This is a genomic window from Bradyrhizobium zhengyangense (genome assembly GCF_022012435.1).
In the GTDB taxonomy this organism is placed as follows: Bacteria; Pseudomonadota; Alphaproteobacteria; order Rhizobiales; family Xanthobacteraceae; genus Bradyrhizobium; species Bradyrhizobium zhengyangense.
Genome location: NZ_JAKLUA010000012.1, coordinates 1 through 24,022 on the forward strand (window position 1 = coordinate 1; position 24,022 = coordinate 24,022).

Annotated in this window: 24 protein-coding genes and 1 pseudogene; 19 read left to right on the plus strand and 6 right to left on the minus strand. The window is 63.3% G+C overall.

All coding sequences use genetic code 11. The features are described from left to right. From L6637_RS29015 to L6637_RS29035, 5 genes are all read left to right on the plus strand, one after another. Positions 1-438 (plus strand): flagellin (locus L6637_RS29015; protein ID WP_276575778.1); only part of this gene is annotated, 438 nt, incomplete at its 5' end. A gap of 333 nt (positions 439-771) precedes the next feature. Further along, positions 772-3,015, plus strand: coding sequence for a DUF1522 domain-containing protein (locus L6637_RS29020; protein ID WP_237872664.1), 2,244 nt, complete (start codon positions 772-774; stop codon positions 3,013-3,015). A 218-nt stretch (positions 3,016-3,233) separates the two neighbouring features. Further along, positions 3,234-5,522, plus strand: coding sequence for a DUF1522 domain-containing protein (locus L6637_RS29025; RefSeq protein ID WP_237865517.1), 2,289 nt, complete (start codon positions 3,234-3,236; stop codon positions 5,520-5,522). A gap of 293 nt (positions 5,523-5,815) precedes the next feature. Then, a complete protein-coding gene (gene flaF / locus L6637_RS29030; protein ID WP_057747396.1) occupies positions 5,816-6,184 on the plus strand; it encodes a flagellar biosynthesis regulator FlaF in 369 nt (122 codons plus the stop codon). Between the two features lie 12 nt (positions 6,185-6,196). Next, entirely contained in the window at positions 6,197-6,565 is a 369-nt protein-coding gene (locus L6637_RS29035; RefSeq protein ID WP_237865519.1) for a hypothetical protein, read from the plus strand. Between the two features lie 10 nt (positions 6,566-6,575). On the opposite strand, the gene L6637_RS29040 is transcribed toward L6637_RS29035, so the two are convergent. The 4 genes from L6637_RS29040 to L6637_RS29055 form a co-directional block, all read right to left on the minus strand. Then, positions 6,576-6,935, minus strand: coding sequence for a hypothetical protein (locus L6637_RS29040; RefSeq protein WP_237865521.1), 360 nt, complete (start codon positions 6,933-6,935; stop codon positions 6,576-6,578). Between the two features lie 159 nt (positions 6,936-7,094). Then, positions 7,095-7,592, minus strand: a complete 498-nt coding sequence (locus tag L6637_RS29045) for a hypothetical protein (protein WP_237865523.1) — start codon at positions 7,590-7,592, stop codon at positions 7,095-7,097. Positions 7,593-7,603: 11 nt separating this feature from the next. Next, complete coding sequence (gene flgJ, locus L6637_RS29050; RefSeq protein WP_237865525.1) at positions 7,604-7,990, minus strand: flagellar assembly peptidoglycan hydrolase FlgJ; 387 nt, start codon at positions 7,988-7,990, stop codon at positions 7,604-7,606. After that, positions 7,990-9,114: a flagellar basal body P-ring protein FlgI gene (locus L6637_RS29055; RefSeq protein ID WP_237865532.1), complete on the minus strand. Its 1,125-nt coding sequence runs from the start codon at positions 9,112-9,114 to the stop codon at positions 7,990-7,992. The genes flgJ and L6637_RS29055 overlap by 1 nt, the downstream gene beginning before the upstream one ends. Before the next feature lie 281 nt (positions 9,115-9,395). Between L6637_RS29055 and L6637_RS29060 the strand changes: the two genes are divergently transcribed. Beyond that, positions 9,396-9,809, plus strand: a complete 414-nt coding sequence (locus L6637_RS29060; RefSeq protein ID WP_237865534.1) for a flagellar assembly protein FliX — start codon at positions 9,396-9,398, stop codon at positions 9,807-9,809. A gap of 3 nt (positions 9,810-9,812) precedes the next feature. Here L6637_RS29060 and L6637_RS29065 read toward each other — a convergent pair whose 3' ends face one another. After that, the gene (locus L6637_RS29065; RefSeq protein WP_237865536.1) at positions 9,813-10,217 is read right to left on the minus strand and encodes a winged helix-turn-helix transcriptional regulator; all 405 of its coding nucleotides are present in this window, start codon (positions 10,215-10,217) and stop codon (positions 9,813-9,815) included. A 146-nt stretch (positions 10,218-10,363) separates the two neighbouring features. Here L6637_RS29065 and L6637_RS29070 point away from each other — a divergent pair, with 146 nt between their 5' ends. The 11 genes and pseudogenes from L6637_RS29070 to L6637_RS29120 all read left to right on the plus strand — a co-directional run bounded on the left by L6637_RS29070 (position 10,364) and on the right by L6637_RS29120 (position 21,294). Continuing rightward, complete coding sequence (locus L6637_RS29070; protein WP_237865538.1) at positions 10,364-10,975, plus strand: NAD(P)-dependent oxidoreductase; 612 nt, start codon at positions 10,364-10,366, stop codon at positions 10,973-10,975. Positions 10,976-11,191: 216 nt separating this feature from the next. Next, on the plus strand, positions 11,192-11,557 hold the full coding sequence (dksA, locus tag L6637_RS29075; protein ID WP_008554760.1) for an RNA polymerase-binding protein DksA: 366 nt from the start codon (positions 11,192-11,194) through the stop codon (positions 11,555-11,557). Positions 11,558-12,157: 600 nt separating this feature from the next. Continuing rightward, positions 12,158-13,186, plus strand: coding sequence for a helix-turn-helix domain-containing protein (locus L6637_RS29080; protein WP_237872666.1), 1,029 nt, complete (start codon positions 12,158-12,160; stop codon positions 13,184-13,186). 405 nt (positions 13,187-13,591) lie between these two features. Next, on the plus strand, positions 13,592-13,822 hold the full coding sequence (locus tag L6637_RS29085) for a hypothetical protein (protein ID WP_237865548.1): 231 nt from the start codon (positions 13,592-13,594) through the stop codon (positions 13,820-13,822). A gap of 21 nt (positions 13,823-13,843) precedes the next feature. Beyond that, positions 13,844-14,821 (plus strand): formylglycine-generating enzyme family protein, encoded by a 978-nt coding sequence (locus L6637_RS29090; protein WP_237865550.1) that lies wholly within the window; start codon positions 13,844-13,846, stop codon positions 14,819-14,821. Further along, entirely contained in the window at positions 14,818-16,494 is a 1,677-nt protein-coding gene (locus tag L6637_RS29095) for an arylsulfatase (protein ID WP_237865552.1), read from the plus strand. The genes L6637_RS29090 and L6637_RS29095 overlap by 4 nt, the downstream gene beginning before the upstream one ends. A gap of 21 nt (positions 16,495-16,515) precedes the next feature. Continuing rightward, on the plus strand, positions 16,516-17,913 hold the full coding sequence (locus L6637_RS29100; protein ID WP_237865554.1) for a DUF1254 domain-containing protein: 1,398 nt from the start codon (positions 16,516-16,518) through the stop codon (positions 17,911-17,913). Beyond that, entirely contained in the window at positions 17,910-18,155 is a 246-nt protein-coding gene (locus L6637_RS29105) for a DUF3302 domain-containing protein (RefSeq protein WP_237865556.1), read from the plus strand. The genes L6637_RS29100 and L6637_RS29105 overlap by 4 nt, the downstream gene beginning before the upstream one ends. Further along, on the plus strand, positions 18,152-19,093 hold the full coding sequence (locus tag L6637_RS29110) for an HlyD family secretion protein (RefSeq protein ID WP_237865558.1): 942 nt from the start codon (positions 18,152-18,154) through the stop codon (positions 19,091-19,093). The genes L6637_RS29105 and L6637_RS29110 overlap by 4 nt, the downstream gene beginning before the upstream one ends. Positions 19,094-19,135: 42 nt before the next feature. Beyond that, positions 19,136-20,119 (plus strand): SphA family protein, encoded by a 984-nt coding sequence (locus L6637_RS29115; RefSeq protein WP_237865787.1) that lies wholly within the window; start codon positions 19,136-19,138, stop codon positions 20,117-20,119. Positions 20,120-20,492: 373 nt separating this feature from the next. After that, positions 20,493-21,294: pseudogene (locus tag L6637_RS29120) on the plus strand (phytanoyl-CoA dioxygenase family protein). Positions 21,295-21,534: 240 nt separating this feature from the next. Here L6637_RS29120 and L6637_RS29125 read toward each other — a convergent pair. After that, entirely contained in the window at positions 21,535-21,933 is a 399-nt protein-coding gene (locus tag L6637_RS29125) for a winged helix-turn-helix transcriptional regulator (protein WP_237865560.1), read from the minus strand. 94 nt (positions 21,934-22,027) lie between these two features. On the opposite strand from L6637_RS29125, the gene L6637_RS29130 reads away from it, so the two are divergent. Both L6637_RS29130 and L6637_RS29135 read left to right on the plus strand, forming a co-directional pair. After that, a complete protein-coding gene (locus L6637_RS29130) occupies positions 22,028-23,056 on the plus strand; it encodes an SDR family oxidoreductase (RefSeq protein ID WP_237865788.1) in 1,029 nt (342 codons plus the stop codon). An 86-nt stretch (positions 23,057-23,142) separates the two neighbouring features. Then, positions 23,143-23,922: a 2-keto-4-pentenoate hydratase gene (locus L6637_RS29135; protein WP_237865568.1), complete on the plus strand. Its 780-nt coding sequence runs from the start codon at positions 23,143-23,145 to the stop codon at positions 23,920-23,922. Positions 23,923-24,022 lie beyond the last annotated feature (100 nt).

Here is a 24,022-nt window from a genome sequence, read left to right on the forward strand (position 1 = left end):
TCCTCGTTCAACGGCGTCAACCTGCTGAACGGCGACCAGCTCAAGCTGGTGTTCGACGAAACCGGCAAGTCGAGCCTGAGCATCACTGGCGTGACCTACAACTCCAAGGGCCTGGGCCTCGCCGCGTTGACCAGCGGTGTCGACTTCATCGACAACGCCGCGACCAACAAGGTGCTGACCAACCTGAACACGGCTTCGAGCACGCTACGCTCGGAAGCCTCGGCGCTCGGTTCGAACCTGACGATCGTGCAGGTTCGTCAGGACTTCAACAAGAACCTGATCAACGTGCTGCAGACCGGTTCGTCCAACCTGACGCTGGCCGACACCAACGTCGAAGCGGCGAACAGCCAGGCACTGTCGACCCGGCAGTCGATCGCGGTCTCTGCGCTGTCGCTGGCCAACCAGTCGCAGCAGAGCGTGCTCCAGCTGCTCCGCTAATAGCAGCTCGCATCGCAAGCAAGATCCGGCGGCGGGGCTTCGGCTCCGCCGCTTTTTTGTTCACCATTGTTCGGCGAACAGCATTCGAGAAGGCGGGGAGCGATCGATAAAGTAACCAGCGGTTATGGTTAATGGAGAGTAAGCGCGCAAAATCGCCAACGATTTCAGATTGATTGCGAGACCGGCTAGCGCGCCCCGACGGTTTATGGTGAACGGGCGCTTATGAGAGTGAAGTTCGTTTCACCCTTTGTTAGCCATGTCATCGCACCCTGTGCCGGTCACTCGATCCAGAAGCGATCGAACGAAGACGCGTAAACCAGAAGGGTAAGAGTCATGTCCGGTATTGTTCTCTCTGCGTCGGTTCGTCAGAACCTGCTGTCTCTCCAGTCCACCGCCGATCTTCTCGCCACCACACAGAACCGTCTGTCGACCGGTAAGAGCGTCAACTCGGCCCTGGACAATCCCACCAACTTCTTCACCGCACAGTCGCTCGACAATCGCGCCAGTGACATCAACAACCTGCTCGATGGCATCGCCAACGGCGTGCAGGTGCTGCAGGCTGCCAACACCGGCCTGACCTCGCTGCAGAAGCTGATCGACAGCGCAAAGTCGATCGCCAACCAGGCGCTGCAGACCACTGTCGGCTATTCTTCGAAGTCCAGCGTTTCGACCACGATCGCCGGCGCGACGGCGGCCGACCTGCGCGGCACCACGAGCTTCGCCAGCGCAGTCGCCAACAGCAACGTGCTGTACAGCGGTGCTGCGGGTGGTGTGACCGCCGCTACGTCTGGCGCCACGCTGGGCGGCATTTCGGGATCCGACACGGGAACCGTCATCAACGCTGCGACGACTGCGGCCAAGCTCCTGAACGGCGCGGCTGCGGGCGACGCGAACGCCGGCGTTGCGGCCGGCGACACGCTCACCGTCAACGGCAAGACCGTCACGTTTGCTGCGGGTGACGTTCCGACCACGATTCCGACCGGCCTGACCCAGGTTGCGGCATCGGCAGGCGTGACCACGGGCAACGTCTTCACCGACACGAGCGGCAATGTCACCGTTTATCTCGGTTCGACCACGAAGGCCTCGATCGGCGACGTGCTGACTGCAGTCGACCTTGCCAGCGGAACGCAGAGCAACGTTGCCGGCACCCTCACGCTCAACGCCGGGCAGACCGCCTCTACCGTCACGGGCGGCGGCGCGCTGAAGCTGCAAAGTACCACCGGTTCCGACCTGAGCGTGACCGGCAAGGCCGACATCCTGAAGGCCCTCGGTCTCACCAGTGCGACCGGCGCCGGCAATGTCACGGCAACTGCTGCGCGCACCACGAGCTCGACGACCGTGTCGTCGCTTGTTTCGTCGGGTTCGACGCTGAACGTCGACGGACATGTCATCACCTTCAAGGATGCACCGACGCCTTCTGCGGCTTCACTCGGCGCCACTCAGGGTGTGTCGGGCAACGTCGTCACCGACGGTAACGGCAACTCGACGGTCTATCTGCAGAACGGCACGATCTCCGACGTTCTGAAGGCTATCGACTTCGCCACGGGCGTGCAGACCTTCACGCTCAACGGCAGCGGCAGCGGCACGCTCGCGACCGCCTCGGGCCAGACAGCCTCGTCGATCAACACCTCCGGCCAGCTCAAGATTTCGACCGGAGTCAATGCCGATCTGTCGATCACCGGTACCGGCAATGCGCTGTCGGTGTTCGGTCTCGCCGGCAATACCGGCACGGCCTCGGCCTTCACCGCTGCGCGCACCTCTGGTGTCGGTGGCATCGCCGGCAAGACCCTGACCTTCACCTCCTTCAACGGCGGCACGGCGGTCAACGTCACCTTCGGCGACGGTACCAACGGTACGGTCAAGACACTCGACCAGCTCAATTCGCAGCTTCAGGCCAACAACCTAGCCGCAACGATCGACGCCAACGGTCAGCTAACCATCACCGCCTCAAACGACTACGCGTCTTCGACGATTGGCTCGACCGCGGCCGGTGGTGCGATCGGCGGCACGCTGACGTCCGCTCTGACGTTCACGACCGCCTCCACACCGGTCCAGGACGTGGTGGCGCAGTCGGCCCGCGCCAATCTGGTGTCGCAGTACAACAACATCCTGAATCAGATCGACACGACCTCGGTCGACTCTTCGTTCAACGGTGTCAACCTGCTGAATGGCGACCAGCTCAAGCTGGTGTTCGACGAGACCGGCAAGTCAAGCCTGAACATCACCGGCGTGACCTACAACTCCAAGGGTCTGGGCCTTGCCGCGCTGTCTGTCGGTGTCGACTTCATCGACAACGCCGCGACCAACCGGGTGCTGACCAATCTGAACTCGGCCTCGAGCACGCTGCGTTCGGAAGCCTCGGCTCTCGGTTCGAACCTCTCGGTCGTGCAGATCCGCCAGGACTTCAACAAGAACCTGATCAACGTGCTGCAGACCGGCTCGTCGAATCTGACGCTCGCTGACACCAACGTCGAAGCGGCGAACAGCCAGGCGCTGTCCACCCGCCAGTCGATCGCGGTCTCCGCGCTGTCGCTGGCCAACACCTCGCAGCAGAGCGTGCTCCAGCTGCTTCGCTAATAAGAAGCTGAAATTACTCAATAAAATCCGGCGGCGGGGCTTTTGCCCCGCTGCTCTTTTTTGCGTTCCGAGTTAGGGCAGGGCGTACACCAGCCATTAACCCTATCCCTTAAACCGGCGTTAACCATACTTTAAAGGACAGGTCCTAAAACTGGACAAAAGCCCGCTTCCAGACCCGCGCGGCCGATTCGTATCCGGTTCAAGAGGAAGACCTGCCAATGTCCAACATCGTTCTCTCGGCGTCAGTTCGCCAGAACCTGTTGTCGCTGCAGTCGACGGCCGACTTGCTGGCCACGACGCAGGAACGGCTGTCGACCGGCAAGAAGGTCAACACGGCGCTCGACAATCCCACCAACTTCTTCACGGCGCAGGGGTTGGACAACCGGGCGAGCGACATCAGCAACCTCCTGGACGGTATCAACAACGGTGTGCAGGTGCTCCAGGCGGCGAATACCGGCATCACCTCGCTGCAGAAGCTGATCGACTCCGCGAAATCGATCGCCAACCAGGCGCTCCAGACCACGGTCGGCTACTCCACCAAGTCCAACGTCTCGACCACGATCCCGGGCGCGACGCCGGCGGACCTGCGCGGCACGACCTCGTATGCGAGCGCGACCGCCAACAGCAATGTGCTCTATACGGGCGCGGCCGGCGGCGTCACGCCGGTGACGGCGGCCGCCGCGCTCGGCGCCTCGCTGGGATCGACCGCCGGCACGTTGACGACCGGTACTGCGGTGAATGCCGCCGACAACAGCACCGCGCTCATCGGTACCGACACGCTGCTCGGCACCACCACGTCCACCACGTTCAGCACGCCCCCCACAGACGGCGACACCATCACCGTGAACGGCAAGACCGTCACGTTCCGCACCGGTCCCGCGCCAGCGACGCAGCCGACCGGCTGGGGCCTCAATGCCAGCGGAAGCATCGCCACCGACGGCAACGGCAACTCGATCGTCTATGAGGGAACCGCGGCCGCACCCAAGGCAACCGTCAACGACGTCCTCAGCGCGATCGACCTTGCCAGCGGCGTCAAGACGGCTACGATCAGCGCCGGCGCGGCCACGATCGCGACCAGCGGCGCGACTGTCGGTACGCTGCAGACGCCGTCCTCCATCACCGCCGGCGTGGTCACGCTGAAGAGCTCAACCGGCGCTGACCTGAGCGTGACGGGCAACGCCGACTTCCTCCACGCCCTCGGCCTGACGGCCGCGACCGGCGCGGGCAATGCCAGCGTGAGCGCAAGCCGGTCGACGACCGCGGGCTCGCTCGGCACGCTGGTCCAGGACGGCTCGACGCTGAACGTCGACGGCCACACCATCACCTTCAAGAACGCGCAGACGCCGCAATCGGCAGCGAGCGTGCCCACCGGCTACGGGGTCAACGGCAACGTCGTCACCGACGGCAACGGCAACTCGACGGTCTATCTGCAGAGCGCGAACCTGACCGACCTGCTCAACTCGATCGACCTTGCGACCGGCGTGAAGACCGCCAGCCTCTTCAACGGCGCAGCGACGATCAGCACCACGTCGGGGCAGATCCCGTCGTCGGTGAACTCCAGCGGCCAGCTCTCGATCTCGACCGGCATCAACGCCGACCTCTCGATCACCGGCACCGGCAACGCGCTCAGCGCCTTCGGTCTCAGCGGCAACACCGGAACGGCGACCGCGTTCAGCGCGGACCGCAAGTCCGGTGTCGGTGGCGTCAGCGGCAAGACCCTGACCTTCACCTCCTTCAACGGTGGCACGCCTGTCAACGTCACCTTCGGCGACGGCACCAACGGTACGGTCAAGACGCTCGACCAGCTCAACGTCCAGCTTCAGGCGAACCACCTGACGGCGACGATCGATGCCAACGGCGTGTTGACGGTGACCACCGTCAACGAATACGCATCCTCGACCCTCGGCTCGTCCACCGCGGGCGGCACGGTCGGCGGCACGCTCACCGGCGTGCTCGCCTTCACCACTGCGCAGCCGCCGGTGCAGGATCCCGTGGCGCAGACCGCGCGTTCGAGCCTGGTCAGTCAGTTCAACAACATCCTGGCGCAGATCGACACGACCTCGCAGGACTCATCCTTCAACGGCGTCAACCTCTTGAATGGCGACACGCTGAAGCTGGTGTTCAACGAGACCGGCAGCTCCACGCTCGGCATCAACGGCGTGGTGTTCAACGCGGCGGGTCTCGGCCTTAGCAATCTCGTGCCCGGCACCGACTTCATCGACAACGGCGCGACCAACAAGGTGCTGCAGAGCCTGAACGCGGCCTCGAGCACGCTGCGCTCGGAAGGGTCGTCGCTCGGTTCGAACCTGTCGATCGTGCAGGTGCGCCAGGACTTCTCGAAGAACCTGATCAACGTGCTGCAGACCGGCTCGTCCAACCTGACGCTCGCCGACACCAATGAGGAAGCGGCCAACAGCCAGGCGCTGTCGACCCGCCAGTCGATCGCGGTCTCCGCGCTGTCGCTGGCCAACCAGTCGCAGCAGAGCGTGCTGCAGCTGCTCCGCTAATCCGCGAACGCAAGAACGAAGCTTGAGACGGCGCGGCGGGGCTAATGCTCCGCCGCTCTTTTGAGGGAGTTCGCTAAGACAAGATTAGCCGCGATCGATGCGCATGATGCAGTGCAAGTTTACAGCTTGCGTCTCGCGCATTTATCCTCGCGCTCACAAGGACGCCGCGACCCGTAATAATCCGGAGTCCTTCCAGGCGCACATGTAAGCAAATCTTAAGCGCTACTGCATAGGGTTGGGAAAGAAATCCTTAAGTCCGTTCAACGGGCTAGGAAGCTTCCAAGGTGTGATTGATGTCGAATTCCGCTGCCTCGGCCTACGCGCGTGTTGCAACGACCACTGCATCTCCTCGCGACATCGAGGCGCAGACTCTGTTGAAGGCCGCCAACAAGCTCCAGGACGCGGTCAATGCCGCCGATCCGTTCAGCGAGCAGACTACGCAGGCGCTGCTGTTCAATCGCAAGCTCTGGACCATTTTCCTCAGCGAGGCGATGCGCGACAACAACCCGCAGCCGCTCGACGTCAGGCAGAAGATCGCCAACATCAGCGTGTTCGTGTTGAGCCAGACCGCGGCGCTGCAGATGAGCCCGCAGTTCGATCACTTCCGTCCGCTGATCGAGATCAACCGCAACATCGCTGCCGGTCTGTCCGGCCGGCCGTGACGGAGAGCCATGATGTCGGACATCATGAGCATCCTGTCGACCGCCTATAAGTCGAGCTCGCTTTCGAGCACCTCGGGCTCGTCCAAATACGTTCCGGTCGATTCGCAGCTCTATCAGGGCAACTGGAGCGGCACCTACTCTGACGGCAAGACATTCTCGCTCAATATCTCGCAGGTCGACGGGTTCCGCGCGCAGATCCACTACCAGAGCGGCGGGACCTCGCAATACCAGCAGGTGCTGATCAAGGATTCCTCGTTCCGCTTCGGCAATACGAAGTTCACGCTGACGAAATCAGGCGTGGCGCAGATCAAGAACGTCGTCACCGATCCTGCAACAGGCTCGAGCTATCTCGACACCGCCCAGGCCACGCTCGACAGCTGATCGACAGGCGCTAAGCGCTGAGGTCCGTGTTGAGCGGACGCGAGGGCTCCGACTTCAAATCCAGTGCGTGGAAATAGGCTCGCCGGCGCAGGATCGCCTCGTCGGGAAATTGATTGACCACTGCGTCGGTCTTTTCGTTGACGACCTGGAAAACCATGGATGCAGCCGCCTGGTCGAACACGACCTGGCGCGAGATGTTCGCGTTGCTCTGCAGATCATTGCTCGCAGGCGCGCTCGTATCGCTTGCGGCGACCGTCTGGCGCACCGGCAAATCGGTTTGCACGGCATCGTTCGCCGCCGAATTCGACGTCGCGACGATCTGTACGGGGGCCGGGATCCCCACCGGCCTGATGCTGAAATCTGTACTCATGGCAGCCTCCTGGTTGCCTCGCGTGAGTCAAATCCCAACCCCTCTCAATACGCAACCATGGAACAACAGGATTGAATACCCGGTAAGGAAACGTGCCTAACCGCGCGACGCTTTTGCCGCGCGGTTTTTCGTAAAATTTGAAGTGGTTTTGGTGTGTGCCTAGAGCGTGCGGCTAACCGCGAGCGGCGTGATGTGACGCGGGCCTGGCGTGGCACGGCGGCCCGCCGCGGTATAGGTGTTCGGCACGTTGCGCTTCTGGATCTCGGTGTTGACGCCGCGCACGACGCTTTCCGAGACCGCATGCGCGGTCGCGAGCACGGTGAGGTTGACCTGGAGCATGGCGCGGAAGGCGTCGTGATGCCGGTGCAGGGTCGACAGCAGCTCGGGCGCCGATTTTGCAAGCTTGTCCTGGTTCGCCTTCAGCTGGCCGACGGCGACGACATAGCGCCGCGACAGCTCCTGCTTCTTGCCTTCCATCATCATGGCCTCGCGGACCTTGCCGGCGCGGACCAGTTCGGTCTCGCGCTCGATCAGGCCGAGCAGGGCGTTCATCGCATCCATCAGATCTTCGGCGAGCTTGCGCGCCTCGGCGCTGCCTGGCGTGTTGCTCGGGCGCTGCGCGGGCATCGGCTGACGTGACGCGTTGAAGTGGTTCATCTCGTTTGACCTTATGCCGTACGAAGAGTGGTTTTGGCCTGCTGCATGATCAGGGTACGGTAGACGTCGCGGGCGACGCCGACGCCACCGGCGCTGGCGAAGTTCTTGGAATATTGCTCGGTCAGCATCGAGCGCCACACGCCGGTACCCGGCGTGTCGCCGAACGGACCTTCGCCCTTCAGGCCCGAGGTCATCTGCGCGAACATGCTGTTGAGGAACATGCCTTCGAAATCGGTGGCGGTCTTCTGCGCCTTGGCCTGCTGCTGCGGCGAGACCTTCTGAAGCGCTGCGGCAAGCTCGAAGTCGGGCCGGCCGTTACGGCTTTCCACCGAGAAGGCTGGGTTCGGGGATAGGGTGGCGGTGGCGAGATGCGCAGAGTTGATCATGCCGGTCTGCATCACATCACCTCGATGTCGGCTTCAATTGCGCCGGCGGCCTTGATCGCCTGCAGGATGCTGATGAGGTCGCGCGGGCCGATGCCGAGGCCGTTGAGTCCGTCGACGAGCTGTTGCAGCGAGACGCCGTCCTTGACGACGGCGAACTTCTTGCCGTCCTCGGTGACGCCGACGCTGGAGCGTGGCGTGACCACGGTCCGGCCCCGCGACAGCGGGTTGGGCTGGCTCACTTGCGGACTCTCGGAGATCGTGACCGTGAGATTGCCTTGCGCGACCGCGACGGTGGCGACGCGAACGTCGCGGCCCATCACGATGATGCCGGAGCGCTCGTCGATGACGATCTTGGCGGCGAGGTCCGGATCGACCTGAAGCTGCTCGATCTCGGTCAGGAAGGCGACCACATTGCCCTTGAACTCCGGCGGGATCGTCAGCTGCACAGTCGAGGGATCGATCGGCTCGGCGCTCTTGACGCCGAGATAGTCGTTGATCGCGGCCGCAATGCGTTTGGCGGTGGTGAAGTCGGCGTTGCGCAGCGCGAGCCGTACGTTCGGCAGACGATTGAGCGCAAACTCGATCTCGCGTTCGATGATGGCGCCGTTGGCGATGCGGCCCACGGTCGGCACGCCGCGCACGATCTTGGCCGCTTCGCCTTCGGCCTGGAAGCCGGAGATCGCGAGCGAGCCCTGCGCGACCGCGTAGACGTTGCCGTCGGCGCCGAGCAGGGGGGTGACGAGCAGGGTACCGCCGCGCAGATCCTTGGCATCGCCAAGGGCGGAGACGGTGACGTCCATGCGCGTGCCTTGCGTGGCGAAGGCCGGCAGGTTGCCGGTCACCATCACGGCGGCGACGTTGCCGGTACGGATCGTGGCGCCGCGGATGTTGACGCCCATGCGTTCCAGCATCGCTTGCAGCGACTGCTTGGTGAAGGGGATGTTGTTGAGGGTATCGCCGGTGCCGTTGAGGCCGACGACGAGGCCGTAGCCGATCAACTGGTTCTGCCGCACGCCTTCGATATTGGCGAGATCCTTGATGCGTGAGGTCGCGTTCGCGGACGCGACCGAAAGCGCCAGCGCCGACAGCGCGGCACAGGCCACCCCAAAAATCCTCACCCAACGAACGCCTGGCATCCTCTGCTCCCCAAGGCTCCCGAGAAGCCTCCTCACATCTCGGACCGTCTGCGACACTCCCATGTCGAGCTGGTCCGACGCTGTCCTTGCGAGTGCTGTGCCAACGCAGAGCGGAGGGGTTAGGCGATTGAATAGGTTGAGTAAATTTGTTTCCTCCGATGTCAGCGCCCGTTGTCGCTGAGGAGCGAAACTGCCGTGTGCCGGCAGATTTTGCCGGGCCGTTTACGCGTCGTTAACCATAATGCGGCGAATGTGGCGCATCGATCACCCGGATTGCTTCGATGCGCATCTACGGACCGAATGGCACCACGCTAGGGACGCCGGCCAGCCAGGCCAGGCGGACGAGCTCCGGCACCTTCGTGCTGCCGGATACCTCGTCGGCGCAGGAGACGCGCAGCGCGGCTGCGCCGAAGGCCACCGCCAACATCGACGGGCTGCTTGCACTCCAAGGTATCGAGGAAGATCCGGTCGAACGCCGGAAGCGTTCGGTTGCCCGCGGCAAGACCGCGCTCGACGTGCTCGACAATCTCAAGATGGGACTGTTGTCGGGCAATCTCGATAAGTCGACCGTGATGCGGCTGCGTGATGCGGCGGCAAACCTGAAGTCGTCCTCTGGCGATCCTGGCCTGGATTCCGTCCTGTCCGAGATCGAGCTGCGCGTCGAGGTCGAGCTGGCGAAGGCCGGGCAGGGCTGATCATTATTCAACTAGCTGAGCGTTCGGGGAACGGCTCGACGCCGCTTCCTCCTTTTGCTGCGTGTCGTAGCGGCGCTGGGCGGCGAGCACGTCTTTCAGATTCTCTTCGGCCCAATCGCGCAGCGGATCGACCGCGGTGGCGAGCGTCACGCCGAGCTGCGTGATCGAATATTCAACAGTCACCGGCACGGTCGCGATAGCGCGCCGCTTGAGCAGGCCGTCGCGTTCGAGCGACTTGAGAACCTGGCTCAGCATCTTCTGCGAGATCCCTTCAATCGTACGACGTAACTGATTGAAGCGCATCGGCTCCTCGCGCAGCAACAGCAGGATCAGCACGGCCCATTTGTCGCCGACCCGATCGAGGATTTGGCGCGTCGGACATTCGGAGGCATAGACATTGGGTTTCATCTCGGGCTCTCGCGCTTGCCTGGCTCGGCATCCGTTGTTGCTGGTTACTCGTGCGTAATCAGGTAAGCACAAAGTGCGCTCTTAACACCAGCATTCTTTGCGATATCTAGTTACTGTTAGTTACTATAGCAGCAAAGGAGCCTTCCATGAAAATCGCAGTCGCCGGCGCCTCGGGCCGGGCCGGGTCGGAGATCACCAAGGAACTGTCCCGTCGCGGTCACGCGGTCACCGCCATTGCCCGGAACCCGGAAAAGATTGCGGCGCTGCCGAACGTCACGCCGACCAAGGGCGACGTGCTCGACCGGGCCGCTCTGACGAAGCTCTGGGCCGGGCACGACGTTGCGGTGAGTTCCGTGCACTTCCTGGCGAGCGACCCGCACAAGCTGATCGGCGCAGCCAAGACGTCCGGCGTCGGGCGTTATCTGGTTGTCGGTGGCGCCGGCAGCCTTGAGGTCGCTCCCGGCGTAAAATTGGTCACAACCCCCGGGTTTCCCGCCCAATACAAGGCCGAGGCGGAGGCGGGATCCGCGTTCCTCGACCTGCTGCGTCAGGAAAAGGAGCTGAACTGGACCTTCATCTCGCCATCGGCGCTGTTCGTCGAGGAGGCGCGGACGGGCAAGTTCCGACTCGGCACCGACCGGCTTCTCGCAGATGCGAACGGCAAGAGCTGGATCAGCTTCGCCGACTACGCCATCGCGCTCGCCGATGAGATCGAGAAACCCGCCCATCAGAGGCAGCGTTTTACGGTCGGCTACTAGGCTTTTGGCCGCCCCCGGGCTTCTCCCGGATAAACCTTCCTGTGCAAGGGCTTGGGGGCGGTAACTGCGCCATTAAGGAAATATTGTCTGTCACAAGGGGTAGCTATATAAGCCCCGGCTCAACGGACCCCGTTCCGTTCGCGAGTCGTTGCTTAAAAAGATAGGCCGCCCTTGGAAAAGTTGAAAAACTACCGACCGACCGAAAAAGAGCCTTTCATGAACGACCGGCAGAAGGAGTACTTCCGTTTGAAGCTCCTCGCCTGGAAGGATGAGATCCTCAAAGAGTCCAAGCTCACCCTGCAAGCCCTGCAGGAGGAGAACGTGAACCACCCCGATCTCGCTGATCGGGCATCGTCCGAAACCGACCGTGCCATCGAACTCCGCGCCCGCGACCGCCAGCGCAAGTTGATCGCCAAGATCGACGCCGCGCTCCAGCGCATCGAGGACAACACCTACGGCTATTGCGAGGATACCGGCGAGCCAATCTCGTTGAAACGGCTCGAGGCCCGGCCCATCGCGACGCTCTCGGTGGAAGCGCAGGAGCGCCACGAGAAACGCGAGAAGGTCTATCGCGACGAATAGAATCCGAGCCGCAGAGATGCGGCTCTTTGTTTTTGGACTATGCCGCCACCCAAAGAACGGGTCGATCGCGGTTTAAGAACGAGTCGGTTGGTGCGAAGGCACATTTGCAACCGGCGGGCAGCGCGTGGTTAGAATATACGCGGAGTTCATGAGCCGCCAGAAGATGAAGGTCTCCTACACTCGCTTTTCGGCATTCGTTGCCGAACTTGGATTTGCCCGGGACGCGGACACCCGACGTCTGAAGAGACGGTGACGAGCGGGTTTGATGACGCCGCGCCCGACGAAACCAGTTCCGTCAACGCATCTTTTGCGCACAAACCCCGCCGATGCTGCGACCAACGGGCTTATTGCCAACACAGGTTAATCCCCCTAAGGTCTACCCCGCCAGCGAGAACAACGAATACGTGTCGCAGGGGAATCCCCTGCGAGGGAGATGCTCATGCCGCCGGCAGACGCCGCACCGTAGCGCTTCGGCGAGGGGCCAGGCTTTGGCTGCTGCCCCCACCTCCAGAACGGAGAATTCGAGACTTCAGGACGAGCGAACTCGCCGTGCGCGGGTTCGCCACGACACGACGCGACCTATCGGTAGGGAGAGGCGAGGTGGGACGGGCCTGGACTACGCAAGACGACGTTCGGTTGCGCTCCGAGCGCTTCAACAGCATCGAAACTCTGAAGAACCCGATCGGCAACTCCCAGATCGAAATCGTTCAACTCGGGCGGGGAAGGCTTTCTGGCGAGCTCCTGCATGGACGGATCGAGGACGTCGCTTTCAGTCGCGGGCAGTTCTCCCTCAGCGTACGCGCCACCGGCGTATTCAGCCCGGACAAGATCGTCGTCGGGACCCTCCTGGCCTGCGTTGGAGGATCCCGTAGCCTGGGCGACACCGTCGTCCCGGGGGACGTCCTCATGCATCCACCCGGAGCCGAGCATGATAGGCTCTACGAAGGCGCTGCACGGTTCGCAGGCGTGATGTGCGACCCCGCGGAGATTTTGGACTTGTTCGTGGCCGAGGAGCATGTCTCGGATCCGGAGTTCTGGACCAAACGCCGACACTTTCGCTTCACGGATCGCCGTACTGGCGCGCTCGGCGCGTTATTGGCGCTGCTTGCGGGCCGGCTGCAACATGGCGGCATCCCTCAAGGGGCGGCCGCGGAGTATTGGAAGCGCTCGGTCCTCGACGCCTTCATCGGTCCCGTCGCGATGGAGCCGGGGGCCGGCAGGGAGCGGCCCGTCGCGTCGTCGACGAGGATCGTCCACGACGTCGAAAGATACCTCCATAAATACGGTAATCGGGCCGTCCACGTCTCCGAGATCTGCGAGAAGCTCAAGCTCAAGCGACGAACCCTGTATCGCGCCTTCGACGAGGCCCTCGGGATCGGACCGATCGAATTTCTGAGGGCGAAGCGGCTGTCCATGGTCCATCTCCGCCTGCGACAGGCAAGTCCCGATGAGACCGGCGTCCTCGATGTCGCGACCGAGCTCGGCTTCCTCGAATTCGGTCGCTTTGCGCAGCAGTATCGGGCGCTCTTCGGCGAATACCCTCGCGAGACGCTTCACCGCAACGCTCGCAAGAAGCGGCCCGATCTAAAAACGTCCTCTTCCCCTGACGATTTGGCACGATTCGCATAACGCCGCGATCGCGTCCGAGTTTAAGCTACGCCCACGTAGTTTGCGTAACTATGCTTACCAGAATTCTTATTTCGGCCCGGGGCGACCCCGGAGGGAATTGGAAGCATGCGTGACATTGTTTGCGGCACTGTCCGTCGTTCAGTCTCGATCTCACTCTTCACAATCTCACTGACCGTTTCATCGCTGGATAAGGTCGCGGCGGCTCCCCTGCCTCCGCCAACGGTCATCCAGGCGCCAGATACAAGTTCCGCTGCCATCGAGGTACGAGCCGCCGCACGGGGAGGGCGTGCAGTCGTCGGGCCGCGAGGCGGTGCGGTGGTACACCGAGGCGGCGCCGTCGTCGGACCCCGAGGAGCGGCATACCGCGGCCGCACGGCGGTAGTCGGGCCACGCGGCAACGTGGCGGTGCGACGAACGACGGTCGTTCGGCCGGGCTATAATGGCGGCGGTGTCCGTTGGGCGCGCCCCGGCTGGTATCGGTGGCCCGCCGGTGGCGCGATTGCGGCAGGAGCCGCGATCGGCGTCGTTACCGCTGCGACCGCAGCGGCGTGGGCCGGTGCTGCGCCGGCGCCCGGCATGTGCTGGTACTACACGGATCCCTCCCGCACGCAGGGCTTCTGGGATTATTGCCAGTAGCCGCAGCGGATGGGCGCCATCATGTTGCAGGCAGAGAGCGATCATGATCGTCAAGGTGAGGCATCGACCGACGACATGATCTGGATTCCCGGCGGCATGTTCCGAATGGGGTCCGACCATCACTATCCCGAAGAGGCTCCGAGCCACAGGGCCGTCGTGGACGGCTTCTGGATCGATCGCACCCCGGTAACCAACCGGCAGTTCAAGGCGTTCGTCAACGCGACCGGCCACGTCACCACGGCGCAGATCGTTCCGGATCCGAAGGACTATCCCGGCGCCCGGCCGGAGATGATTTATGCGGGCTCGCTTGTGTTCTCGCCCCCATCGCTGGTGACCGATCTCAACGACTGGAGCCAGTGGTGGACTTTCATGAAGGGCGCGACCTGGCGTCGCCCTTACGGTCCCAAGAGCAATATCAAGGATCTGGACGACCATCCGGTCGTCCATGTGTCCTACAGCGACGCGCTGGCCTACGCGAATTGGGCCGGCAAGGATTTGCCGACTGAAGCCGAGTGGGAATTCGCCGCGCGCGGCGGACTCGACGGCGAAGATTTCGCCTGGGGCAACGCATTCAATCCGGGCGGCCGGCACATGGCCAACACCTGGCAGGGGATCTTCCCGCTGGAAAACCGCTGCGAGGACGGCTTCGAACGCACCTCGCCGGTGACGGCTTTCCCGCCCAACGGATACGGCGTCCACGACATGATAGGCAACGTTTGGGAATGGACTGCCGATTGGTGGTCGGCCCGGCATGATGCCGATGCGCACAAGGCTTGTTGCACCCCGCAAAATCCGCGCGGAGGTCCCGAGAGCGCCAGCTTCGATTCCTGCCAGCCTCACATCAAGATCCCAAGGAAAGTCTTGAAGGGAGGCTCGCATCTTTGCGCGCCCAATTACTGCCGTCGCTACAGGCCTGCGGCGCGCCATGCGGAGCCTATCGATACCTCAACCAGTCACGTCGGTTTCCGATGCGTCGTTAGAAAGGGGAGTGAACGATGAGCGAAAAGAAGCAGTCAAATCCCAATCGCCGCAGCATCCTTCTGAGCGGAACGGCGCTCGTCGCAGCGTCGATTGCAACCGACGCGTTCGCGCAGGCGCAGAAGGCCGCACCAGGTTCTCCCGCTGCGACCGCAGGTCCATCCGGCCGCAGGCCGAACATCCTCGTCATATTCGGCGACGACATCGGCCAGAGCAACGTCAGCGCCTATTCTTTCGGGCTGATGGGCTACCGGACGCCCAACATCGACCGGATCGCCCGCGAAGGCATGATGTTCACCGACTACTATGCCGAGCAGAGTTGCACGGCCGGACGGTCGAGCTTCATCACGGGACAATGCACTCTTCGCACCGGGCTATCGAAAGTCGGCATGCCGGGCGCGACGGTCGGACTGCAGGCACGCGACGTCACCATCGCCGAAGTGCTGAAGCCGCTCGGCTATGCCACGGGCCAATTCGGCAAGAACCACCTCGGAGACCGCAACGAGTACCTTCCGACTGTGCACGGCTTCGACGAGTTCTTCGGCAACCTCTACCATCTGAATGCCGAAGAGGATCCGGAATCCCGCACTTACCCGCGCGATCCGCGGTTTCTTGCAACGCTCGGCCCACGGGGCGTCCTGCGCTGCAAGGCCTCGGACCGGGACGATCAGACCGAGCAGCCGCGCTGGGGACGGGTCGGCAAGCAGACGATCGAGGATACCGGGCCTCTCACCAGGAAGCGCATGGAAACGGTCGACGACGAAACCTCGGCGGCCGCGATCGACTTCATGCAACGGCAGACACGGGCGAACACGCCCTTCTTCTGCTGGTTCAACTCGACCCGCATGCACTTCCGCACACATGTGCGGGACTCGCATCGTGACCAGCCCGGCCTGACCTCGAGGACCGAATACGCCGACGGCATGATCGAGCACGATGCGGTCGTCGGGAATATCCTCAAAGCACTCGACGATCTCGGCATCGCGAACGACACCATCGTGCTCTACACGACGGACAACGGCCCGCATCAGAATTCCTGGCCGGATGCCGGAACGACGCCGTTCCGCAGCGAGAAAAACACCAATTGGGAGGGCGCGTTCCGCGTGCCCTGCATGATCCGCTGGCCGGGCCACATTCAGCCGGGCTCCGTGTCGAACGACATCGTCAGCGGCCTCGACTGGATGCCCACGCTGCTTGCCGCGGCGGGCGAGCCAGACATCAAAAGCAAGCTGCTCAACGGCTATGACGTAGCGGGCAAGACCTTCAAGGTCCACCTCGATGGCTACAATCAACTGCCATACCTCACGGGTCAGCAACCGAACGGCGCGCGCAAGGAGTTCGTCTACTTCGATGACGACGGCGATCTCGTCGCCATGCGTTACGAAAACTGGAAGATCGTGTTCGACGAGCAGCGCGCGACTGGCACCATGCGAATCTGGGCCGAGCCGTTCACCAAACTCCGGGTTCCCAAAATGTTTGACTTACGGTCCGACCCGTTCGAACGGGCCGATATCACTTCGAATTCCTACTACGACTGGTTCATGTCGAACCCGGCGCCGTTCCTGGCCTCGCAATCGATCGTCGGGCCATTTCTCGCGACCTTCAAGGATTACCCGCCGAGCCAGCGGCCCTCGAGCTTCAGCATCGATCAGTTGGTCGAGAAGATGCAGAAGAATTTAGAGCCGGCGCATTAGCGCTGAATGAGGGAGGCTCCGGTGAAAAAAGGACTGCTCGCCGCGTTCGCACTGGTTTGCATTTCGGGCGCCGCCTTCGCGCAGGCTACAGATGACAGCCGCGTGCGCAGCCGCGCCGTCGAGGCCGTCATCTGGGGCATGCCGGCCGTCAACTTCGACCTGATGTTGCAGGCGGCGCTGAAGGCCGGAGCCAGGGAAAATCAGATCGTGTTCTGGTCGCGAATTCCGGATTGGAAGAACCAGACGCTCACGCCCAATCCCAGCACGATCTACCTGATGCCGTTCATCGACACGAAGAGCAACGGCCCGATGGTGCTCGAAATCCCGCCGGCGCGCGGAGGCGAGATCACCGGCACGATCATGGATGCCTGGCAAGCCGCCCTCGACGACGTGGGACCGGCGGGCGCAGACAAGGGCAAGGGCGGAAAGTATCTCATCCTTCCGCCGGGCTACGCCGAGAGAACTCCTGACGGCTACATTCCCCTCGCGTCCGACACCAACATGGGCTACGCGCTGCTGCGCTCGAACGTCGGCAGCGGCAGCGACGTCGACGTCGCCAAAGCGGTCGCCTACGCCAAGCAGATCAAACTCTACCCGTTATCCCAGGCGGCGGCGCCGCCATCAACGACCTTCATCGACGTCGTCGACGCCACGTATGACAGCACGATCCCCTACGACATCCGCTTTTTCCAGTCGCTCGATCGCTTCATCCAGCGGGAAACCTGGCTCGAACGCGACAAGGCGATGATCGATCAGGTCAAGGCAATCGGCATCGAGAAGGGCAAACCGTTCGATCCTAATCTTCAAGCGCAAAAGATGCTCGAGGAGGCGGCCCGAGACGCCCGCTTGTGGCTCGATCTCAGGTACGAAGGCCTCTTCAAGCCGCCCTTCTATGAAGGCGGCCAATGGGCGCTGCCGGTCGCGCACGACGTCACCGAAGGGCTGGCGAATCTCTTCACCAAGCCAAACGTCTACCCGGTCGACGACCGCGGCGCGTTCTACTCGTTCGCATTCTCCAGCGTGAAGCACCTCGGCACCGGCCAATTCTATCTCGTCACGATCCGGGACAAGGAGGGCAAGGCGCTCGACGGGGGAAGCACCTATCGGCTGACGGTGCCGGCCAACGCCCCGGTCTCTCTCTACTGGTCGGGCACGGTCTACGATCGCGAGACGCATGGACTCGTCAAGGACACGAAGTGGTCGAGCCGGGGGTCGAATACGCCAGGTCTGCAGACCAATCCCGACGGCTCGGCCGACATCTTCTTCGGCCCGAAGGCTCCAGACGGCAAGGAGTCCAACTGGGTTCCGACCAAGGCCGGTGGAGGATGGGAGATCATCTTCCGTTTCTACGGTCCGCAGAAGGCCCTCTTCGACAAGACATGGCGGTTGCCGGACATCGAGAGGATCGCGGCGCAATGAGCGGTCTCGATCTCTTCGCCTGGGTCGTGCTGATCATCGTGCTTGCCGTGATCGTGCTCGTCTTCTGGCTAATGGGATCCACTCCTGGGCATGTCGCGCGTCGCCGCGGCCATCCATGGGCCGAAGCGGTGGCGGTCGCCGGCTGGATCACACTGATCTTCGGTTTCGTGCTGTGGCCGGTCGCGATGATCTGGGCCTATGTCGACGTCCCGGCGAAGCGGACAGTGGAGCCAAGGTCATGATGATCGCCCTCATGGCGCTCTATCTGGCGCTGCTGTTCACGCTGGTCTGGCTTGGCGCGATCCGGTTCAACGCGTTCTGGAAGGCCTCGCCGCTTGTCGTGCTGCTTCTTCTGAACGTCGGCCTGTTCATCCCGATGGGATGGGGTGCTCCGCAAGGCAAGGCCCTGGTCTACCGCAATGCCGTCTCGATCGTTCCGGACGTCGCCGGCGAGGTCATGGACGTTCCGGTTCGGCCGAACGCGTCCCTGAAGCAGGGCGATGTCCTCTTCAAGATCGACCCGACGCCCTACGACGCCCAGGTGAAGGCGATCGAGGCACAGCTCAAGCTGTCGAGCACGCGCCTGACCCAGATGACGTCGCTGTACGAACGGGACGCGGGCCGCGGCTTCGACGTCGAGCAGCGGCAATCCGAAGTCGACCAGCTCAAGGCCCAGCTTCAATCCGCCCAGTGGAATCTCGACAAGACCGTGGTGCGCGCGCCGGCCGACGGCTACGTCACCAACGTTGCGCTGCGCAAGGGCGCCCGCGTCGGAAATCTTTCAGCCGCGCCCGTGATGGCCTTCATCGATACGTCCGCCACCCAGGTCGCGGTCGAGATCGACCAGATCAATGCCCGCTACGTCGCACCGGGCGACGCAGTGGAGATCGCGTTCAAATACGTTCCGGGGCGCGTGCTCTCAGGAAAAGTCGAGAGCGTGTTGCAGGCCGTCGCCACGGGACAGACCCTGGTCTCGGGCGCCGCGGTCGCGCCCAAGGGCATCGAAACCGTCCCGTTCGTCGTGCGGGTGGCGCTCGACGACGCCGAACTCGCGAAGGCGCTCCCTGCGGGTGCCACGGGAACCGCGGCCATCTTCACCGACCACGTCAAGGTCAGCCACGTGCTCCGCCGCGTTCTGCTGCGGCAGATCTCGATCATCGACTACGTCAATCCGTTCTAAGCAGGGGAGAGCATCATGAGCAAAAGGGCACGTTGCGCGCTGATGGCGACCCTCGGCTGGGCCGTCGCCGCCATTCCCTCCCCCGCTTTTGCCGATGCGGGCGGCGTCGGGTTCTGGCTTCCCGGGATATTCGGCAGCCTCGCCGCGACGCCGACCGTGCCGGGCTGGGCCTACGCGTCGATCTATCTGCATCTGCAAGCCAATGCCGGTGCCTCGCAGAACTTCGTCACCAGCAACGGCGCGCGCGGCTCGGTCGTCGCGGGCTTGAACGCGCATGGCGATGCCCTGGCGCTGGGAATCACCTATGTCTCCCCGACGCCGGTTCTCGGCGGCCAGGCATCCTTCGGGATCGTCACCGCCCCCGGCAATGTCGGGCTTGGCGTCGATGCCACGCTGACCGGGCCACGCGGTAACGCCATCTCCGGGGCTGTGACGGACAACCGAACGACGCTGTCGGACGTCTACTACCAGGGCTCCCTGAAGTGGAACCAGGGCGTGCACAGCGAGATGGTCTACATCACCAGCAACATCCCGAGCGGCACCTACGATCCGAACCGCCTCGCCAACCTCAATCTGGGCTTCGTCGCTTGGGACGTCGGCGGAGGCTACACGTATTTCGATCCCAAGACCGGCCACGAATTCTCGGCGGTCGCAGGCGTCACCTACAATCTGATGAACCCGTATTTGCAGTATCAGAACGGCATCGACTTCCATGTCGACTGGGCGGCCTCACAGTTCCTGAGCAAGAACTTCCAGATCGGCGTTGCCGGCTATTTTTACCAGCAGCTCACCGACGACAGTGGCCCCGGCGCCAAGCTCGGCGGCTTCCGGGGGCGCGCGATTGGGATTGGGCCTCAGGTCGGCTTCATCATTCCGATGTCGGATGGCTACCAGGGATATCTCAACATCAAAGGCTACAAGGATATCGAGGTGGAGAACCGGGCTTCAACCTGGAGCACCTGGGTGACGTTCGCGGTTTCCGCGGCACCGCCGGAGCCGGCGAACAAGCCCAAGCTGCGCAAGTAAGAATCTCAATGGGTTGAACGGTGCGACCCGGTGCTATTGTCAAAGGCGCCCGATCGCCCCATTCTTGAAGTCAACGCCGTCTTGTTCTATCGGAGCGGCATCAAGAAATTTCAATGGTTTAGGCGACCCCCTGTTAATGTGGCAGCATATGGACTCACGGTGCCGCTTGAGCGCCGCCGGGTTGGCGCGTAGATTCGCGCCGCCATGATGATTTGCTCCCTCAATATCGCTTCGGTCTTCTTCCTGGACTGAGCGCAGGCGCCTCCGCCACGGAGGCATTGCGTGCCGCGCGGCTTGCCTCGCGGAGTCCCGACCGAGCCGGCCGGTTCCGCATTGAGCGGACGATGAGGGCTGGCAAGCATAGAGAGACATCATGGCTGCCACTTCCCGCGCGCTCGACAACGCGCAAATCGCCCAATTCATTCGCGACGGCTTTGTCCGGATCGACAACGCCTTTCCTCGCGAGCTCGCCGAGCAGGGCCGCGCCATCTTGTGGCGCGATCTGCCCTGTAGCGAGCACGATCCGTCCACTTGGACGCGCCCGGTGATCCGGCTGTCCGGCTACGGCGGTCCTGTTTCGAGAGATTGCCAACACGCCGGTGCTGCATCGCGCGTTCGATCAGCTGGTCGGCGTCGGCCGCTGGCGGGCGCGCAGGGACATCGGCGGCACTTTTCCGGTCCGCTTCCCGCATCCGGACGATGCCGGCGATGCCGGCTGGCATATCCACCTCAGCTTCCCCGGTGAAGACTGTGACCCCAACGAGCGGCACGATCATTCGGCGTGGCGAGCCAACATTGTCTCGCGTGGCCGTGCGCTGCTGATGCTGTTCCTGTTCTCCGATGTCGGCGAGAATGACGCGCCGACGCGCATCAGGGTCGGCTCGCACATGCCGATGGCGCGCTATCTGGCGCCATGGGGTGAGGCGGGCTACGCGCGGATGGTGCTGGATGACATGGGCGCCGATTGCGAGATTGCGCTCGCGACCGGTGAGGCTGGTACCGTCTATCTCTGCCATCCTTTCCTGGTACATGCGGCGCAAAAGCACCGCGGAAAGACACCGCGCTTCATGGCGCAGCCGGATCTCCCTCCGGCCGAGCCCCATCGGCTCGAACGCGAGGATAGCGCCTACTCGCCGGTCGAGATCGCAATCCGGATCGCACTCGACGCCGCCTGAGGCAAGCGGCTTCAACAGGCCATGTCGTGGCGCAGCTTTAAGCGCCATGACATGGCGCCCATCCTTGCCATTGCGAAAAATGAATCGCGATCAATGAGCTAGAGTCGATTCCTGTGAACTCACGTGAGTTCACATGAGAAACAGCCTTCACTTCAGGTGCGAGGGGTTTTTGCGAGTCGCATCAACGAGATCGGCCCGGATGCTGTGAAGCTGATCAAGCAGCATCATGTTTCGCTGCAATTAGGCTTCATGCGACACGACGAGGCGCGCATCCCCATAAAGCCTGGACCAGCTCAATATTTCCTTAAATGCCGGCAGCAGGCCGTAGGCGGCATCGGTCAGCTCGTACTCGACCCGCAACGGCTTTTCCGCAAAGGCGGTGCGCGACACCAATCCGTCCTGTTCGAGCTCGCGCAGCTGCGTGGTCAGCACGTGCTGGGTGATACCTCCGATCGATCGCCGCAACGCACCGAAACGAACCGCGCCGTCCATCAGCGCGAACAGGATCTCCAGTTTCCACTTGCCACCGAGCGCATGGATGGCGCGCTTGAAGTCGGCAAGCAAGGCAGGGTCGGGGCTGCAATCGCACGCGCCGTCGCAAGCGCTGGTCAGGTTTTCCATACCGGTCTCGAACTCCATTCTACTTGTTCCCCCGGGAGATAGTGACCAGATGCGTCCTTGAGCAGGGGAGCGGAACAAATTGGCCGGCCGGCGCAACGAGGGAAATTTGGCAATGAGCACTGTTCTGGTTACCGGCGGGTCCGGCTTCGTCGGCATCCATGTGATCCTGCAGCTTCTGGCGGCCGGCCATGCTGTCCGAACGACGGTGCGCCGGCCGGACCGGCAGGCCGCGGTGCTGGCGATGTTGCGCGAGGGCGGGGCGGCATCGCCCGACAGCCTCTTGTTCTTCACCGCAGATCTCACGGCGGACCACGGCTGGCGCGAGGCGGCGATGGGCTGCGAGTACCTGCTCCACGTCGCCTCGCCGCTGTCGACCAGTGTTCCCAAGGACGAGAACGAGATGATTGTCCCGGCCCGTGACGGCACGTTGCGGGTTCTGCGCGCCGCGCGGGATACCGAAGTCAAAAGGGTCGTCGTCACCTCGTCGCTGGGCGCGATCGGCTACGGGCATTCGCCGCGCCAAAAACCGTTCGACGAGACCGACTGGACCAATCTCGATGGCGCCGACGTGCAGCCCTACATCAAGTCCAAGACCCTGGCCGAACGAGCGGCCTGGGATTTCGTCGCGCGCGAGGGCGGCGGCCTGGAGATGTCGGTGGTCAACCCCGCCGGCATTTTCGGCCCGGTGCTGGGGCCGGATTTCTCCGGCTCGATCGAGATCGTCAAATCGCTGCTCGACGCTGCCATGCCGGCGGTGCCGCGGGTCTATTTCGGCGTGGTCGACGTGCGTGACGTCGCCGATCTGCATTTGCGAGCGATGACCGCGCCGGAAGCAAAGGGCGAGCGTTTCATCGCGGTCTCCGGCGAGACGATGTCAATCCTCGACATCGCCAAGGTGCTGCGGCGGGAACTGGGCTTCAAAGCGCGCCGGGTTCCGCGGCTGCAGGCGCCGGACTGGCTCGTGCGGCTTGCCGCGCGCCGGATTCCCCTGCTGCAAGCGGTGGTGCCGATGCTCGGGCGTGTCAGGCATTCCACCAGCGCCAAGGCGAGGTCGGTGCTTGGCTGGCAGCCCCGTTCCAACGACGAAGCGATCCTCGCCACCGCCGAAAGCCTGATCCGGCTCGGCCTGATCAAGGCGTGATGCTGCACGCCGCCAGCGCTTGTCAGGCCGGGGCTGGGATGCTGAAGTGCCGCCCTTGATTAGGTAGCGTGGGAGAGGCGGCGCCGATGGACAAAATTCTCGTGGCCGCAAAGGCGATCGCGCTGGCGCGCCGCAACCATGCGCCGCTCGCGGCGCTGGAACATCCGCCTGCTGACGAGGCCGAGGGCTATCAGGTCCAGCGCGCACTGCACGATCTCCTGCTGCCGCATGTGGGGCCGCTGGTCGGCTACAAGATCGGCTGCACCAGCCAGGTCATGCAGGAGTACATCGGCATCCCGCACCCCTGCGGCGGCGGCGTGTTCCAGAAGGGTGTGCACGACAGCGGTGTCAAGCTCGCAGCGTCCGACTATGTCCGCGTCGGCGTCGAATGCGAGATCGCGGTGCGCCTGAAGAGGAACCTCGCCGCCGGCGAGGCGCCGTTTACGGCCGAATGGGTCGGTGAGGCCGTCGAGGCCTATCATCCCGCGATCGAGATCGTCGACGACCGCTACGTGAAATGGGAGACGATGGGCGCGCCGACCTTGATCGCCGACGATTTCTTCGCCGCCGGCTGCGTGCTGGGACCCTCCGTCCCGCGCTCGTCGGTGCCCGACCTGAAGGCCGTCAAGGGCCGCGCCATCGTCAACGGCGAGGAGATCAGCCACGGCACCGGCGCCGACGTGCTCGGCCATCCCCACAACGCACTCGCCTGGCTTGCCAACCATCTCGCCGCCGAAGGCAAGGGCCTGCATGCGGGACAACTCGTGCTGACGGGGAGCCTCGTGAAGACGCTGTGGCTGAAAGCCGGCGACAAGGTGCGGATGGAATTGGACGGGCTGGGCGTGGTGGAGGCGGAGTTTACGTAAGTTCGCGGACATGACTCGTAGCCGCAAGGCATCCTCGCCAAAAATACATGCGGCCCTCGCCAGGGGAGCTAGCGAGGGCCGCGTAGTACATCGTCGTTCG

What these genes read in the sequence shown, in the direction of transcription:
- L6637_RS29020 (WP_237872664.1), top strand. Translation starts at nt 772, where the DNA reads ATGTCCGGTATTGTTCTCTCTGCGTCGGTTCGTCAGAACCTGCTGTCT.
- L6637_RS29025 (WP_237865517.1), top strand. Translation starts at nt 3,234, where the DNA reads ATGTCCAACATCGTTCTCTCGGCGTCAGTTCGCCAGAACCTGTTGTCG.
- flaF (WP_057747396.1), top strand. Translation starts at nt 5,816, where the DNA reads ATGTCGAATTCCGCTGCCTCGGCCTACGCGCGTGTTGCAACGACCACT.
- L6637_RS29035 (WP_237865519.1), top strand. Translation starts at nt 6,197, where the DNA reads ATGTCGGACATCATGAGCATCCTGTCGACCGCCTATAAGTCGAGCTCG.
- L6637_RS29040 (WP_237865521.1), bottom strand. Translation starts at nt 6,935, where the DNA reads ATGAGTACAGATTTCAGCATCAGGCCGGTGGGGATCCCGGCCCCCGTA.
- L6637_RS29045 (WP_237865523.1), bottom strand. Translation starts at nt 7,592, where the DNA reads ATGAACCACTTCAACGCGTCACGTCAGCCGATGCCCGCGCAGCGCCCG.
- flgJ (WP_237865525.1), bottom strand. Translation starts at nt 7,990, where the DNA reads ATGCAGACCGGCATGATCAACTCTGCGCATCTCGCCACCGCCACCCTA.
- L6637_RS29055 (WP_237865532.1), bottom strand. Translation starts at nt 9,114, where the DNA reads ATGCCAGGCGTTCGTTGGGTGAGGATTTTTGGGGTGGCCTGTGCCGCG.
- L6637_RS29060 (WP_237865534.1), top strand. Translation starts at nt 9,396, where the DNA reads ATGCGCATCTACGGACCGAATGGCACCACGCTAGGGACGCCGGCCAGC.
- L6637_RS29065 (WP_237865536.1), bottom strand. Translation starts at nt 10,217, where the DNA reads ATGAAACCCAATGTCTATGCCTCCGAATGTCCGACGCGCCAAATCCTC.
- L6637_RS29070 (WP_237865538.1), top strand. Translation starts at nt 10,364, where the DNA reads ATGAAAATCGCAGTCGCCGGCGCCTCGGGCCGGGCCGGGTCGGAGATC.
- dksA (WP_008554760.1), top strand. Translation starts at nt 11,192, where the DNA reads ATGAACGACCGGCAGAAGGAGTACTTCCGTTTGAAGCTCCTCGCCTGG.
- L6637_RS29090 (WP_237865550.1), top strand. Translation starts at nt 13,844, where the DNA reads ATGTTGCAGGCAGAGAGCGATCATGATCGTCAAGGTGAGGCATCGACC.
- L6637_RS29095 (WP_237865552.1), top strand. Translation starts at nt 14,818, where the DNA reads ATGAGCGAAAAGAAGCAGTCAAATCCCAATCGCCGCAGCATCCTTCTG.
- L6637_RS29105 (WP_237865556.1), top strand. Translation starts at nt 17,910, where the DNA reads ATGAGCGGTCTCGATCTCTTCGCCTGGGTCGTGCTGATCATCGTGCTT.
- L6637_RS29110 (WP_237865558.1), top strand. Translation starts at nt 18,152, where the DNA reads ATGATGATCGCCCTCATGGCGCTCTATCTGGCGCTGCTGTTCACGCTG.
- L6637_RS29115 (WP_237865787.1), top strand. Translation starts at nt 19,136, where the DNA reads ATGGCGACCCTCGGCTGGGCCGTCGCCGCCATTCCCTCCCCCGCTTTT.
- L6637_RS29125 (WP_237865560.1), bottom strand. Translation starts at nt 21,933, where the DNA reads ATGGAGTTCGAGACCGGTATGGAAAACCTGACCAGCGCTTGCGACGGC.
- L6637_RS29130 (WP_237865788.1), top strand. Translation starts at nt 22,028, where the DNA reads ATGAGCACTGTTCTGGTTACCGGCGGGTCCGGCTTCGTCGGCATCCAT.
- L6637_RS29135 (WP_237865568.1), top strand. Translation starts at nt 23,143, where the DNA reads ATGGACAAAATTCTCGTGGCCGCAAAGGCGATCGCGCTGGCGCGCCGC.